Source organism: Alkalimarinus coralli (genome assembly GCF_023650515.1).
Classification (GTDB): domain Bacteria; phylum Pseudomonadota; class Gammaproteobacteria; order Pseudomonadales; family Oleiphilaceae; genus Alkalimarinus; species Alkalimarinus coralli.
Genome location: NZ_CP096016.1, coordinates 3,720,964 through 3,735,788, shown reverse-complemented (window position 1 = coordinate 3,735,788; position 14,825 = coordinate 3,720,964). Strand labels below are relative to the sequence as shown.

The window sequence follows — 14,825 nt, the reverse complement described above, 5'->3', positions numbered from 1 at the left end:
TGCTAGCGCAACACGTAAAGCAAAGGGAAGATAATGATCCAGGCCAGATCTATCATATGCCAGTAGCAGGCGGCGGCGATTAACCCTGAGTGATTTGTTGCGGTGTAGTTGCCCGACTTTATCTGTGAGATGGCCCAAATAATACCGCCACTGCCCCAGCCAACGTGCAGCATATGATTAAAGGTGGTGTAGTAATACACAGCAAAAAAGTTATTGGTGTTAACCTCAATGCCTCTATCAACGTTCCACTGGTACTCCCAGTATTTAATAACCAGATAAGACATGCCTGCCGCAACCGTCATCCACAGCCAGCGAACGGCGGCATCGGGTCTGCTAGCTCGCAGCGCAGCAATCCCCTTAACGACACAAAAACTACTGGTGAGAAGTACCAGCGTGTTGATGGTGCCTGCTGTGGTATGTAGCTGCAGAGGCCCGCTGGTGAACTGCTCAGGGTAGTGTGCACGAGCAAGAAAATAGATAACAAAAAAGATACCGAACTCGGTGAGTTCAGAAAAAATACCGACCCAGATAGCGGGGTTTCCCGGTATTCGCTTCGGGTCAAATGGCGGTGCCTCCTGCTTAGGGGTATCGGATATGAGGTCACCAGATGTTAGTGGAGATAGGGTTAGCGTTGCTTCTTGGGGGCTGTTATTTGACGTAATCATGATTTGGCCGTGTGTTAGTCGCTCAATAGGATACAAGCGATGCACAGCAGCAATTGTGCCAGTGGTAAAAAAAACGGGCGTTTTACAGGCTAAAGGAGCGCGATTTTCAGGGGAAGAGAGGGGTTGTCACCAAATATGGGCGCGATATATCGCGCATGGCGATATTCCGTGTTCATTATTGCTGTCTACTTACTGTTAACGTAATGCTCGACTTTGCCACTTAACTGTAGCCTTGTATGCAGTGAGGAACGAACGGAATCAAGGTTTTCTTCTCGGTGCTTGAAATACCACTGAGATAATTAAAACTCAGTGAATGACCTTGATTCCAGTCGTACCTCCTTTCATGCAAGGCTACGCATGGATTGTTTTGAATACTTCAGAAAAAGTTGAGCATTGCGTTATTGTTAACTACTTCGAGCGCTCAATGGAGAGTTTTTTCATTCTTGAGCGTAATGTACTAGGGGGAAGGTCGAGGATTTCTGCTGCACCGCGCTTACCTGCAATAACCCAGTCGACTGAGTCAAGGGTGTTAATAATGTGCTGTCGCTCGGCCTCTGCCAGTGTCGACAACGGGGGGATTGGAGAAGCTTGCTGTTGTACCTGGCTTTGCGGGGCCATAACCTCCAAAAATGGAGGGTGCCCGACAATAGCCGCGCGTTCTAATGTGTTCTGTAACTCTCGAATATTACCCGGCCAATGGTAGTGGCCCAGACGTTCCAGTGACGCATTGGAGATCGCTTCATACTTCTTACCTAACGTTTTATTTAAGCGTCGGAGAATATGGTCAACCAGCAGAGGCAAGTCTTCGATACGTTGTTGCAGGCTTGGCACCTGAATCGGGAACACGCTCAGTCGATAGTACAGGTCGTTGCGGAAGGAGCCTTGATCAACCATCTCCTGCATATTGCGGTTGGTTGCAGCGATGATTCGAACATCCACTTTTTGCGTACTATTGCTCCCCACACGTTCAAACTCTCCTTCCTGCAGTACTCGCAATAATTTTACCTGAACATCGAGCGGTAACTCGCCTACTTCGTCAAGAAACAGTGTTCCGCCGTGAGCCAGCTCGAAGCGACCGAGGCGTTTTTGCAGGGCACCGGTAAAGGCGCCTTTTTCATGACCAAACAGTTCGCTTTCTACCAGGCTGGGCGTTATAGCGCCGCAGTTTATTTTGACCAGTGGGCGGTCTTTCCTTTGACTGGCACTGTGAATCGCACGGGCAATAAGTTCTTTCCCTGTTCCGCTATCTCCTTGAATCAGCACTGATGCGTTGGTCGGGGCAACATGCTCAATCTGAGTTAAAATCTGCCGCAGGGCCGGGCTATCGCCAATGATTTTGGAAAAGTTGTACTCTTCTTTAATTTCATCCATCAAATAGCGGTTTTCAGCCTGTAGCTTCTCTTTCAGCTGCTCAACCTGACTGAGGGCCGCTTTGAGCTTTTCGTCTGCCTGCTTCCGCTCAGATATGTCTTTGAATACGATGACGGCACCAATGATTTTGTTATCCCGAATAATTGCGGTGCTGACGTACTCTACCGGGAAGCTGCTGCCATCTTTGCGCCAGAATATCTCGTCATCAACATGTCGGCCGATGCCATCCTGAATGGTCTTATAGATAGGGCAGTCGCAACTGGGGTACGGTGAACCATCTACTTTCGTATGATGGTGAAAGTTATGCACCACCTTGCCCAGCAAGTCTTCTGCGGGCCAGCCTGTCATCGCTTCTGCGGCAGGGTTTACGAATGTGGTATTGCCATTACTATCAAGCCCATAGACGCCCTCACCAATGGATTGCAAAATTAGTTCATAGCGCTGTTTTAGGTTGGTAACCTCATGATTGGTCAGGGTGTCTGGCATGATGGCGTGCAAAAGTCTCTAATTAATTGTGGGTCGATTATATTTCAATGGTCTTGATTCGGTTAGCAATTAGTTAAATATCAGTTGAATTTGACCTGATACGTCAACGTTTATAGTGCTGTTGCCGCCTTCGACCGCTGGGCCAAGCGAGTCTGCGGCCATCGCCATCTCTGCTCGCATCATTTTGTTGCGAAATGGCGGGCGTTGGGAGCCGGTATTTATGTTGATATTAACAATCTGATAGCCGCTCGCTCCCATTGTTTTCTGTACCAGTAATGCGCGTTCCTTAAACTGGCTTAGCGCGGTAACCGTAAGCTGTTGCTCCTCTTTTTGTCGAACCGGAGGGCTGACTTCGAACCCCATTGAGATGATCTTCAGTTCTTTTTGTAGCTTGCCAGCCAGTGCTGACAGTTGGTTAACATCTGAACTCTTTAGTTCAATTTCCTGCGTCGCTTTCCAACCTGCAATTTGTTGATTTTGATAGATTGGCTGGGTTTGATAATTGCCGGTTTCATACTTGATGCCGGTGGTCTTTCTGAGTATTCCTAAAGCTGATGTCATTTGCTTGTTAACCACCTTATTGGCTTCTGCTGAGGTCAATGCCTGGTGAGTCGATAACAGGGTGACTCTCATGATGTCATTATCTATTTCATCTTCGGCGCTAGCGGATAGGTGGAACAGGTTATAGTTCAGCTCTTCGCTGTAGGTTGGCAGTGAAAATGACAGCAGTAATGCCATTGTGATGACGAGTGTAGATTTCATTGCAGTTCCTTGAGTTATCTATCTTGGCTAAGGGTTTAAGTCTGAGTTCAAGCGATGTTGTAAATCCTAGCAGCTCTTTACGTTCCGTTGTAGCAAGTTTAGCTGTAGTAAGTACTATTGCTGATCAGGGACTTTGCCAGATCAGTGGAGAAGGGGGGCCGTCAGGTCGATAGGGCTGGTAGTCAAGTTGTGTTGCGAGGGGCGGCTATCATCAGGGGGCATAGCCGCCAGCATAAGTCGTGTTAACGGTTGAATGCTGACTCTAATCGTTGCCACTGTATCGCTTCAGATATTTCTTGAGAAAACTGCTTGCTGCTCAGCTTTTCGAGAAGAATAAGTGCTGCCTGATAACTTACGACACTGCCATTGGATGTAATGACGTTTTTATCAACCACAACATTCTGGTCAAATTGCACATTCACAGCCGGGTAGTCATCTTTTAGCTCTTCTTCGCCTCCTGCCCAGGTTGTTGCCTTGAGCCCGTCGAGCAACCCCGCCTCTGCCAGTAAAAAAGCGCCGCTACAATTGCTGGCCAGCCATTCCGTGTGCTTTGCCTGTTGCTGAATAAACGAAATAAGCGCCGGATTAGAGAGTAGTGGCCCCATGTTATAACTACTTGGCAGCAGGAGCACATCAAGTTCCAGATTATCTGCTATCGAGTTGTCGACGGTGATCGTCAGCCCCTCTTCTGTTGTAATGGTGGCCTGCTTTTTGGTCGATATTAAGATGACTTCATAATTCGAGAACCAGGCTTTTTTAGTTGCAGCGCCAAACACTTCGATAGGGGCAGTAATATCTGATGTTAATACACCGTCATAGACCAGAATCCCAATAGTGTGTTTGGCCGCATTTGCAGACACTGAGCCCAGCATCAGAACTAAAACGATTAAGCATTTGTAGGGGGAAAACATAGCTATCTCCTTGAGGTAAACGTTAGCGGTCTAGAATACTAAGTGAACAAAAGTGGTGAATAAACTACACTTATGTCACTTTATAGATGAATAAAATTCACTGTTTTTTGTGAGCGAAATGGATAAATTAAGAGTTTTGCAGCTTTTTATTGCTGCGGCCGAACAAGGCAGTTTTGCTGCTGTTGCAAAGACGCTGGGGACATCGCCTTCGACAATCAGTAAAGCGATTAGCCGTTTGGAGGCCGACTTGGGCGTGCAGTTGTTATACAGAAATACCCGCCACTTAAAGTTGACACAAAGTGGAGAGTCTTATGCGCTGACGGTTAGAAATCTGGTGAATGAGCTGAGTACTTGTGAAACAGAACTGCTGCAGTCCAATGACCTTCCCAAGGGGTTATTGAAAGTTAGTGTGCCGGTTTCTTACGGGCGCTTGTATATTCGTCCCTGGTTAAAGGCGTTTCACCAGCGTTACCCTGATATAACGCTGGATATCTCATACAGCGATCATTATGTTGATATTATCGAGCAAGGTATTGATGTCTGTATCCGTAGTGGCACCGTGCAGGATAGTCGGCTAGTATCGAGGCGGTTAAGCCCTATGGATTTTATTATCTGCGCGTCGCCTGAGTACCTTGCCCAGCACGGTTCCCCTTCGGGGCCAGAGCAGTTTGCTGACCACCGCTGGATCAGGTTTCGTTTTGGCCAAACCGGGAAACTGATGCCCATTAAATTCCTGAAAGATGGGGCTATTGTTGACTATGAGCCGGACAAAAGCTTTGTTGTTGATGATGGTGAGGCGTTGGCTGAGTTGTGTGCAGATGGTATGGGCTTAACGCAAGCGCCTCATTTCATTGCGCGCAACTGGCTCAACTCAACCTCGATTGTGCCGCTGTATGCACCCTTTCAGATAGATGGTTATTCGGTTTATGCGTTGTATCCGAAAAGGAATTATTTGCCCTTGAGGGTGCGGGTGTTTATCGATTTTCTGGTTGAACAGTTGGCTAAACAAGGCGAAACCCGTGAGCAAACCTGGGCATCTAATCTGTCGTTACCAACAGTTTAAACAAGTGGGCCTTTTAATCACGGGCCACTACCTCCATATACTGTGCTAGTGTTGCTATACATAATGCAGGTCTCTATGCTTATATATTGAGACCTTTGCACGACTACTGCGCTTACAAATACAGCGTTAAAAAATGACTCAAAATGCTCATTTATAGACCATAAACTGCGCTTTTTCTTCATTTTTTGCCTTGTCTTTACTTCGCTCGTAACGTCGTGCAAAGGTCTCATATTGATCAGCGTATTTATGAAAATATTGAGGGGTTTTTAATGTCGAGTGCAGGCCTTGCGGCGGTGTTAAGTTTAATTGTCCCTGGCGTGGGGCAAATTTATAATGGTTATTTTCTACGAGGTTTATTCTGGTTGATCATCACTCCCGGTTTCTGGATAGGGACAGGCGGATTACTGGGTTGGATTTGTCACTTAATTGCGGCTTACACTGCTTACCAGAAAGCAGAAGAAAAGCTGGCAGAAGATGCCATTGATGGCTAACTCCCTGAATAACCCGGGCTACCTGCCAGGTAATGGGAATACTGGCGCTAGCCCTGTTCACGCGAAGGCTGCCTTGATGCGCCCTATAGCTGTGCTATGGCGTGTCGCCTGGTTGTTATTTGCTGGCCTGCTTATCGTTGCGTTTTCCTCGGTGGTCAACGCTAAAAGCTTCACCTTGTTTACCTACCATGATAAGCCGCCATACTACCTGAGTGGCGTTGCAGATTCGCCTGATGCTATCGGGATTTACAAAGAGTTCGTCAATTATTTAAACAGGAAGCAAAATAAGGTTCAGGTTCAACTGGTATTTCAGCCTCGCAAGCGGCTGGAAGAGTCGCTGCAACAAAACAGGCTGAAAGGTGGGGTATTAGGGGTAAACCCGCTGTGGTTTAACGATAGTGAAAAGCTTAAATACCTGTGGAGTTCTGTATTCATGCATGACCGGGATGTGGTCATAACACGCAAGAACAAAACGTTTAACTATCAGCATCCTACCGACTTAACAGGTAAACGCTTGGCGCTTCCTAGAGGGCTTTATTTTTGGGGTGTCAGTGAGCTGATTGAACTGAATAAAATTTGGGTATATGAAACCAGCTCCGATGTACAAAATCTGGATATGCTTTTGTTAAACCGTGTTGATGCCACCATTACCAGTGATCTGACGTTTAAATATTTTATAAAGACTCGATATACTCAAGAGGACTTTGCAGTACTGGGAACCCCACATGACCAATTCGACAGGCGCGTTCTGTTTCCCAGGCGTTATGATGAAACCTTCCAGGTGTTAGAGCCCATTATTGCCAATGCATTGAGTGACCCGGAATGGCAAGCGGTATTAAAGGGTTATCACTATATTCCTTATCACCAAGCTCCTTATAACTAGGCCTCTTACCACTAGGCCCCTTACCACTAGGCCTCTTACCACTAGGCCCCTTACCACTAGGCCTCTTAGCAGAGGACAAGGAACATAAAATGAAATTCATGATCGTTTTCGCCATTTCAATTCTCATGTTAGCAGGCTGTGCTGGCAGTGGAACGTCTCAAAACAGTAGCCATGCATCTTCAGGTGCGGCAATGGGAGAATCTGTTCGTGAGGTTTCAGCCTATGGGTTTGTAACGCAGGTGTCCATCACCGAGCGGGTTATCAATATTAAACATGCTCCCATACCGGAAATGAATTGGGCACCGATGGTGATGAACTTCGATGTTGTTGAAGGTGTCGACCTCAGCCCCTATGAGCGAGGGGACAAGGTACAATTTGTATTAGAAGTGGATGCAGAGCAGAACTACCGCATAAAGGATATTAAGGCTGCTGCTCATTGAGAGATCAGTTAGTCTGTTGCTTAAAGAGCACTTTAAGCAACAACACGACCCCCATAAGTGACAGTGCTGAAAAGATCATAAATGAAAATTCCATGACTGATAGATAGCTAGATAAGTGACCCCTGATCGTTCCTGAGCCAATAAATGTCGACATCAATAATGTGATGATGACCATACTGGTCACCATACCCAAGTAACGTGTTTTAGATGCCAGTGCCGATGCCATGCTGTAGTGCTCGGGGGCTACACTGCTCATAATAAGCGCCATATTAGGTGATGAGAACATTGCAAACCCCAGCCCCTGTAAAATCATTGTGGTGCAGATATAGATGATGCTGGTATCGGCACTGACCTGTGTTGCCATAAGCAGGCTGATTGAGGCAGATAGCATGCCGGCGAGAGTAATGTTCGTAGGCGGTACCCGATCCGCCAAACGACCAAACAGAGGGGCCGTCATTGCCATTAAGATGGGGCCAATCACCAGTACTTGGCCTGCTTGTTGGGCCGAAAGGGCTTTCACCTCTTGAAGGTATAAACTGTATAGAAAAGTCATGCCAAATGAGCCGGAGTACATCAGCAGCTGCGTGGTTAATGCACCGGACAACACCTTATTGGCTCGCAGGCGATCAAACCTTAGCAGTGGCTGTTTGACCTTTTTCTCTACCCAGAAAAAAAGCGGTATACAAAGCAGGCCAACTGCAATCAACAGGCCTCCCCAATGGGATTCATCCAGAATAGCGCTACCTGAAATCAAGCACAAAATAATGCTGGCGACCATGATGCTGCCGAGCCAGTCAAACGCCATGCGGGGGCGCCTCCACTGACCTTTCATTAACGTATGGGTTAATATAAATGCAAGCAACAGAACGAATGCGGTAAGGTAGTAGACCCAGCGCCAGCCAAGAGATGAGGTGATGACACCTCCAATAAAGGGGCCAGCTGCCAGCCCGGCGTATATGGCACCAATTGATAGCCCCATCGCTTTGCCCAACTGATCTTTGGCGACCACTTCGGTAATTAGTGCCATGCCTGTTGCCATTACCATTGCACTGGTAATGCCTTGAATAACCCTAAGGGTCACAACCATCGTTGGGGAGTCGGCAAAGCCTACCAGAAGCGTCAGCACGCCGTAACCAAATAGACCTGCCTTAAAGAGGATTTTTTTATCTGTAGCATCAGCCAGTCGACCAATCGGCAAAAGAAAGGCGGCGGATGCGCCCAAATAACCGGTTTCAACCAAACCCAATGCAACGGCGCTTGCGTGCAACTCGAGCCCCATCAACGGCAGCGTGACTCCGACACCTGAAAACATAAAAGGCATGGCAAACTGGGTGAGCGCAATAACATAAACGAGAGATGAAATTTTTGAATGAGTGTTCATAGTTCTTTTGGCATAGTTCTTCTGGCACAGTTCTTAGGAAACAGTTCGTAGGGCACAGCTGTTCTGGTTTGGTTCCCCAGACTGGTTTATCCAGATATCATACCAAACCACCATGCTCGTGTATTATGCTGAGCAAGAATAACGTTATCGCGCACTTTAACTAACTTGGCAGAACAAACCTATGTCTTTAGCTGAAAAATACTGTATCACCGCTGCGTTTATCTTTTTTATGACCGGCTTATTATCAGGAATATGGAAATACCGGTTGATGGCCAAAGGTGTGAGCCATGAAGCTCGCTACTATGTTGATATCACCCACCGCTCATCACTGTTGTATTCGTTCGCAGCCATTTTATTGGCTAAATTTGCAGAGTTGAGTGTGTTCTCGTCGGCGGTGAACAGTACCGCAGCACTGGCCGCGTTAACGTTTTTTGCCGCAGCGATTATAACGTATATCGTTCATGGCATCTTAAAAGACACTGACAACCAGCTTGAGAAACCCCATAAGGTTGGAAAGATAAAACTGCCTTCATGGTTGATCCCGCTATTTATGTTATTGCTTATTGTCGCCGAAGTGGGCGGAAGTGCCGTGTTGGGTATCGGAGCCCTGCTTTCTATCTGGTAAATCGTCAAACTCTTTGCTGGTGGTTCAAAAATTGAGCATTTTGTTGGTTTAAACGGTGATAAATATTTCTTATAGGGGTATTATGTTATTTAAGTGTACAACTGTACACTAGAGTGGCTGAAACCAGTCACATAACAGCCGGATCATCATAAGGGAGAACGCCAATGAAAGGCCCAGATAACAGGACGAACAAATCAAAAACAAGTGGTGACTATCGTCACTGGGCTAATGTGGGCAGAGCGGTGCTCAATGGTGTGGTTGGGGATTATCTGGTCGAGCAGAAAAACCCGTTGGCAATCGATATGGGTTTTTATGATCAAGGCGCCCCATTATCGCTACCCAACCCCGACATGGAGTTATCCAATAAAGTGGTGGTGCTATTGCACGGCCTTACCAACCTTGAAACGATCTGGGATATCGATACGCCAGAGCTGGACGGCGAGGTTACTGCTGGCGCAAACATAGCTAACTACGGCATTCACCTGCAACGAGACTTTGGTTATACGCCACTCTTTCTGCGCTATAACACCGGCCTGCCGATAGAAGAAAATGGGCGGCAGTTTGCGCAGTTAATGGAACAATTGATCCCCGCTTACCCTCAACCTATTGATGAGATTGTATTGGTTGGGTTCAGTATGGGTGGGCTGCTGATGCGATATGCTCAAAAATTTGCAATTGATACGCAATCACCCTGGATCAATAAACTGACTCACTGTTTTTATCTTGGGACGCCTCACGAAGGTTCATATTTTGAACGGTTTGGCCACTTGGCCAGTTCAGTGGTGCGCGCCATACCAAAAGACTACATTAATCATTGGGCCAACTGGATTGACCTGCGTAGCGAGGGCATTCAAGACCTTAAGCACGGCTTGGTACACCTGCAAAACAGTGAGCAGGATGGTAGTGGTATTGATCGTGCTCATGGTAACTGTGGTAGCTACTATCAATCGGCTACCCATCATTTTATCAGTGGTTCGTTGTCCGCAGCTGAGAGCAGCCTGGTAAATAAAGTATTTGGCGATATTCTGGTTACGCAAACCAGCGCAAACCCTGAGGCAGCCCCTGAAAGTAGCAAATTTGCTCACTTTGAAGGAATACCGCATATTCCCCTGGCCCATAATGAGCGGGTTTATCAGCAGATTAAACAGTGGATTTTAGAAGCCGATTCTTCGCTTGAGTTAACCTTGTACGGCAATGAAAAAACGCATAATGAGATAACACCCAAGGTCATGTTGCTGGCGGACGCGCAGCAGAGCCTCGGAAACCCTTGGGGAGACAAGCAAGAGATGTTGGCGGGTACGCTCGACCTGATGGCCGTCGGATACGAAAAAACAGTCGAAGCGGTTGAGAAGGTTCACCTGTCGATTGCCAGAGAACCTCATGTGATATTGGAAAAAGTGCCTGTGGTGAAAAATGTCTCAGGCATTGTTGATACCACTCATACGGGAATTTCGGACGTGGTTTATAGTTCCATTAAGCAAGGTGGAACGCTGTTGCGTGCGGCTGCTGATCTATTGAAGCGACAATAAACGCAGTCACGAATCCAGCTCAATCTCAAACAGTGGTAGGTTTAGTGATTGGACAGAACACCGTATTTGGCTTGAATGCACTTGAAGATACCTTGTTCAATGAGTATTTTGGCGCTTGTGTCGACGCGTTCGAATATATTGTCCGTAGTGTCTTTTCTCATCGCGATGTGTATCCCGTCAGCTTTGGGATTTTCCCCGTATGTTAAGCGCAAAGGGCTCGCTTTGATGCCTGGGATGTTGAGCGTTTTCATCATATAGCCACCAACAACATTATTGAGGGCGATAACATCTACGCGATCAGCTTCCAATTGGCGAAATAGCTGTTCATAGCTATTGGCAAATAAAAAAGGTTTCAATCTTTTTGACTCATATATCCAGCTATCCAGATCTTTATTATGAAAGGTGTCGCCTCTTACGATGGCAAGCTTAAGTGAAAACAGCTGTTCCAATTCTGTGAGTTTTTCTGCTTGCTTTCTCTTTGCGTAAAAAATGGTTTCCCCACCAATATCATAAAAGATGTAGCGGTATTTTGGCTGGTTATCTTCCTCTACGTAGAAAAATCCTGCGGATGCGTCGATAGCGCCTTTGTGAAGCATTAACTTTACTCTCGAATAGGGAAGAAAAAGCAGCTCATAGGAAAGCCCTGCATGCTCTAGCACCGATATTAAAAAATCAGGGTCTATACCAAAGCCCGTATGTGCTTTATGGTGGCACCCTTGACCGCTATAAGCCTCAAAGTTATGCCCTTTTTGTATCGCATAAGGCGGGAAGTCATTAAAAGCAATTCTTAATGCTCTATCGGACTCAGCATATGATTGGTATGAGATAAGCGTTGATGCTAAAGCAAAAGTAAGCATCAGCGTACAACGATGCCCGAGCAGTGTTCGATATAGAGTCATTGATAACAAATTCTCGGTTTTCGATATGACCTTCCGGCTAATAGACTATTTAAACCTAATTTGATTTTGAAAATCTGTCTAGTTTTTGATCTGGATATTATCAAAAATGGCAATAAAAGCCATTTAAATGCCAATATTGCCTATTTTATTATTTCAAGAATCGTTTTATTGTTCTTAATGAGCTGTTAGCAGGCTGCACAGTGATCTAACACAGAGATAGAAGGTGGACTATGGGAATTAATATAGCAATTGTCGTAACCGAGAGGTGCCATGCCTCATCGATTTTCTCTGTGGTGGATATGCTGCTGGCCTCAAACTATTGCAGTGGAAAAATTCTTAAAGAGCGCTTTGATATTTTTGATGTCACGCTGGTGGGGTATGAAGAGCAGTGCAGAGCCTCCAGTGGTTATACTGTTGGGCCACTGGTTAACCCGGAAGCGGTTAAGCGGCCAGACCTTGTTATTGTACCGGGGGTGGTAGAATCCATCTTTAGTTCAGACAGAATGGGAGAGCAGTTAACGCGTTATCAACGCTGGTTTGAACTTATTAAACATTGGCATCAGCAGGGGGCCGTTATCTGTGGAGCCTGCACGGGGAATATCTTTCTGGCAGGCTCGGGGGTTGCGATGGGGCGATCCTTAACTTGCCACTGGATTAGTGAGCAGGTTCTGTCGACGACCTTTCCGCAAGAGCGGTTTAATGCGCGGGAAATGCTGTTTGATCACGGTGATATTATCAGCTTGGGCGGCGCTTATGCGATTCAACACATCGTTATTTATCTGATCGAACGGTTTGTTAGCCGAGAGCTGGCTATGGCTACCTCAAAGCTCATGATGGTAGAGCCTGAGAAGGGCATGCAATCCCCATTCAGGCTTTTTTTACCGGATAAAAAGCATGGTGACAGTGCGATTAAAGATATACAAGACTGGCTCGAAGTGCATTTTCGTCATGCTGTCTCCATTGCGGACTTAGCCGCCCGAATGAATGTGAGCGAACGGCAATTCTGTCGTCGATTTAAAAATGCGACCGGTGATTCTCCTGGTAATTATATACAGCGCTTACGGCTGGAATTTGTGAAGCACGCCTTAGAAAGCAATGACAAAACGCCCAGCGCGATTATTTGGGAAACCGGTTATGAAGATGTAAGCTCGTTTCGTCGCTTATTCAAGCGCGAAACAGGTATGACGATGAATGAATACCGCAAGCGGTTCGGAACCTGACAGTGATGAAGGGTGAGAATCAGCCGCTATACTCTTCACCCGCTATACGCTTTAGCCGCTATACTCTATAGGTGCGTTTGTGCGCTGACAGTCCCCTACGTTTACATGGCTTTATTTAGGTTGGTTTAAAGACCTTATATGGTCAGAAATAGAGAAGGAACTTGCTTTGACCCTTGAAATAGGATTGCTCTATGGCATTCTAGCCATCACCATTGTGCTTTTCGCCAGTGAGTGGATACGTTTAGATATTACCGCGCTGGGCGTTATTCTGGCGCTTGTTTTAACGGGCATTCTTTCGCCCGCAGAGGCGCTGTCTGGCTTTGGTAATCCGCTGGTCATTCTTATCGCCTGCCTTTTTGTTGTTGGTGATGCGTTATTTAAAACCGGGGTGGCAGGGCAGGCCGGTGAAAAAATAGTGCAGCTGGCCAGTGGCAACAAAGTGTTGGCACTGGTGTTGGTGATTCTGGTGGTGGCGTTCCTCTCTGCATTTATGAGTTCGACTGGTGCGGTAGCGATATTAATCCCTGTTGTATTGAGTATGTGCCGGCGGCTCGGGCTGGCACCTTCGGTTATTATGATGCCGTTAGCATTTGGCGCGTTGATGGGCGGGATGCTAACCCTGATAGGCACCCCGCCGAATCTGGTTGTTTCCCAAGCGCTTAAGGGCGCATCGGGGCAGGGTTTTGGCTTTTTTGAGTTCGCCCCTTTTGGTGCTGTTACACTGGTATTAGGCATTGTATATCTGCTGCTGGTCAATATGGGAAAGCTTAAGCAGGGTAGTACCTCATCGACTGTTGAAGGCCGACTAACACTGCAGCACCTTATCGGAGAATACAATCTGCATGGGTTGATTCATCGCATCCGGGTACCTGAAAACTCCCCATTAAATGGTATGAGCATTGCCGAAGCCCGCTTAAGGAGCCAGTACCGGGTTACCGTGCTGGCTTACCGCAGTGAAGGCAGTACCGCAAGAGAGATTAAAGAGGTGCTGGCCAATACACGCATCGTTGCCGGTGATGAGCTGTTTGTCATGGCGCGTTCCGTCGATGTTAACTTGCTGGCAGATCCGGGCGGCGTAGAGCTGCTGGCGTGGCGTTCTGATGATAGTGGGTTTCTGAGTCGTGAGGTGGGGCTGGCCGAAGTGATGCTGGCACCCGATTCTCGCTTAATAGGGCTAACCATTAAAGAGGCGGGCGTTCGCAGTAGAAGTGGGTTGAGTGTCGCGGCGATAAAACGCAAAGGCGAGATATTGAGTGATGATATTTTTGAAGAACGATTAGAAGTTGGCGATATTATTCTAGCCGCAGGAGGCTGGGACTCGATAGCTAAACTCAAAAGTAGCCGTGGCGACCTGTTGGTTCTGCACCTGCCTGAGGAGTTCGAAAGTGTTGCGCCCAACCGCAACCGTTCGTCAACAGCGCTGTTGATTATGACCTGTATGGTGATGGTACTGACATTTACTCAGATGCCTGCGGTCGTGGTGGTGTTGGTTGCTGCAATTGCTATGGTGCTGAGTGGTTGTTTAACCATGCCCCAGGCCTATAGCGCGATTAACTGGCCGAGTGTGGTGGTCATTGCGGGTATGTTGCCCATGTCGCTGGCACTGGAAAAAACGGGCGGAATGTTTCTGATCACAGATTATTTAACGGGTTTATTGCAAGGCCAGTCACTGTTAATTGTATTAGTTGGCTTGTTTGTGATTACCAGTGTGTTTAGTCAGTTTATATCCAATACCGCAACCACTGTTTTAATGGCCCCCGTGGCTATTGTGATGGCGAACAATTTGGGGTTATCAGAAATGGGGCTGTTGATGACTGTTGCCATTGCAGCGTCAACGGCCTTTGCAACACCGGTTGCTTCGCCTGTGAATATGCTGGTGATGGCGCCGGGAGAGTACCGGTTTGTCGATTTTGTTAAGGTGGGTATACCTCTGATCGGGATTGCGCTGGCTGTGGTGTTAATCATGGTGCCGCTGCTTTACCCTGTTTAAGGAAGCGGAGTGGTGATATTCAGCGCACCCGAGATATGCCATCGGTGCGCTGAATAGATTACTAGCTTGTCTTTGTGTCGCTGTTAGCGTCGTAGAAAGGCCTCTATAT

At 47.0% G+C, this 14,825-nt stretch carries 14 protein-coding genes; 8 read left to right on the top strand and 6 right to left on the bottom strand.

Going from position 1 to position 14,825, the window contains the following annotated elements:
• Nucleotides 1-2 precede the first annotated feature (2 nt).
• The 4 genes from MY523_RS16695 to MY523_RS16680 all read right to left on the bottom strand — a co-directional run bounded on the left by MY523_RS16695 (nt 3) and on the right by MY523_RS16680 (nt 4,195).
• Nucleotides 3-665: a cytochrome c oxidase subunit 3 family protein gene (locus MY523_RS16695; RefSeq protein ID WP_250655815.1), complete on the bottom strand. Its 663-nt coding sequence runs from the start codon at nt 663-665 to the stop codon at nt 3-5.
• A 408-nt stretch (nt 666-1,073) separates the two neighbouring features.
• On the bottom strand, nt 1,074-2,522 hold the full coding sequence (locus tag MY523_RS16690) for a sigma-54 interaction domain-containing protein (RefSeq protein ID WP_250655814.1): 1,449 nt from the start codon (nt 2,520-2,522) through the stop codon (nt 1,074-1,076).
• Nucleotides 2,523-2,591: 69 nt separating this feature from the next.
• Nucleotides 2,592-3,284, bottom strand: coding sequence for an SIMPL domain-containing protein (locus MY523_RS16685; protein WP_250655813.1), 693 nt, complete (start codon nt 3,282-3,284; stop codon nt 2,592-2,594).
• Nucleotides 3,285-3,526: 242 nt separating this feature from the next.
• Nucleotides 3,527-4,195: a DJ-1/PfpI family protein gene (locus MY523_RS16680; protein WP_250655812.1), complete on the bottom strand. Its 669-nt coding sequence runs from the start codon at nt 4,193-4,195 to the stop codon at nt 3,527-3,529.
• Between the two features lie 118 nt (nt 4,196-4,313).
• Here MY523_RS16680 and MY523_RS16675 point away from each other — a divergent pair, with 118 nt between their 5' ends.
• The 4 genes from MY523_RS16675 to MY523_RS16660 all read left to right on the top strand — a co-directional run bounded on the left by MY523_RS16675 (nt 4,314) and on the right by MY523_RS16660 (nt 7,072).
• Nucleotides 4,314-5,258, top strand: coding sequence for a LysR family transcriptional regulator (locus MY523_RS16675; RefSeq protein ID WP_250655811.1), 945 nt, complete (start codon nt 4,314-4,316; stop codon nt 5,256-5,258).
• A gap of 269 nt (nt 5,259-5,527) precedes the next feature.
• Nucleotides 5,528-5,749, top strand: a complete 222-nt coding sequence (locus MY523_RS16670) for a DUF5683 domain-containing protein (protein ID WP_250655810.1) — start codon at nt 5,528-5,530, stop codon at nt 5,747-5,749.
• On the top strand, nt 5,742-6,632 hold the full coding sequence (locus tag MY523_RS16665) for a substrate-binding periplasmic protein (RefSeq protein WP_250655809.1): 891 nt from the start codon (nt 5,742-5,744) through the stop codon (nt 6,630-6,632). Before MY523_RS16670 ends, MY523_RS16665 begins: the two co-directional genes overlap by 8 nt.
• Nucleotides 6,633-6,721: 89 nt before the next feature.
• Nucleotides 6,722-7,072 carry a copper-binding protein gene (locus tag MY523_RS16660; RefSeq protein ID WP_250655808.1) on the top strand — a complete coding sequence of 117 codons (351 nt, stop codon included), beginning with the start codon at nt 6,722-6,724 and terminating at the stop codon, nt 7,070-7,072.
• Nucleotides 7,073-7,076: 4 nt separating this feature from the next.
• Here the strand turns inward: MY523_RS16660 and MY523_RS16655 are convergent, their stop codons facing one another.
• Complete coding sequence (locus tag MY523_RS16655) at nt 7,077-8,453, bottom strand: MFS transporter (RefSeq protein ID WP_250655807.1); 1,377 nt, start codon at nt 8,451-8,453, stop codon at nt 7,077-7,079.
• Nucleotides 8,454-8,634: 181 nt separating this feature from the next.
• Here MY523_RS16655 and MY523_RS16650 point away from each other — a divergent pair, with 181 nt between their 5' ends.
• The gene (locus tag MY523_RS16650) at nt 8,635-9,078 is read left to right on the top strand and encodes a hypothetical protein (RefSeq protein ID WP_250655806.1); all 444 of its coding nucleotides are present in this window, start codon (nt 8,635-8,637) and stop codon (nt 9,076-9,078) included.
• A gap of 164 nt (nt 9,079-9,242) precedes the next feature.
• Nucleotides 9,243-10,607: an esterase/lipase family protein gene (locus tag MY523_RS16645; RefSeq protein WP_250655805.1), complete on the top strand. Its 1,365-nt coding sequence runs from the start codon at nt 9,243-9,245 to the stop codon at nt 10,605-10,607.
• Nucleotides 10,608-10,648: 41 nt separating this feature from the next.
• On the opposite strand, the gene MY523_RS16640 is transcribed toward MY523_RS16645, so the two are convergent.
• Nucleotides 10,649-11,506, bottom strand: coding sequence for a substrate-binding periplasmic protein (locus tag MY523_RS16640; RefSeq protein WP_250655804.1), 858 nt, complete (start codon nt 11,504-11,506; stop codon nt 10,649-10,651).
• A gap of 230 nt (nt 11,507-11,736) precedes the next feature.
• Here MY523_RS16640 and MY523_RS16635 point away from each other — a divergent pair, with 230 nt between their 5' ends.
• Both MY523_RS16635 and MY523_RS16630 read left to right on the top strand, forming a co-directional pair.
• Nucleotides 11,737-12,726 carry a GlxA family transcriptional regulator gene (locus MY523_RS16635; protein ID WP_250655803.1) on the top strand — a complete coding sequence of 330 codons (990 nt, stop codon included), beginning with the start codon at nt 11,737-11,739 and terminating at the stop codon, nt 12,724-12,726.
• A 166-nt stretch (nt 12,727-12,892) separates the two neighbouring features.
• Nucleotides 12,893-14,716 (top strand): SLC13 family permease, encoded by a 1,824-nt coding sequence (locus MY523_RS16630; RefSeq protein ID WP_250655802.1) that lies wholly within the window; start codon nt 12,893-12,895, stop codon nt 14,714-14,716.
• Nucleotides 14,717-14,825: the final 109 nt, after the last annotated feature.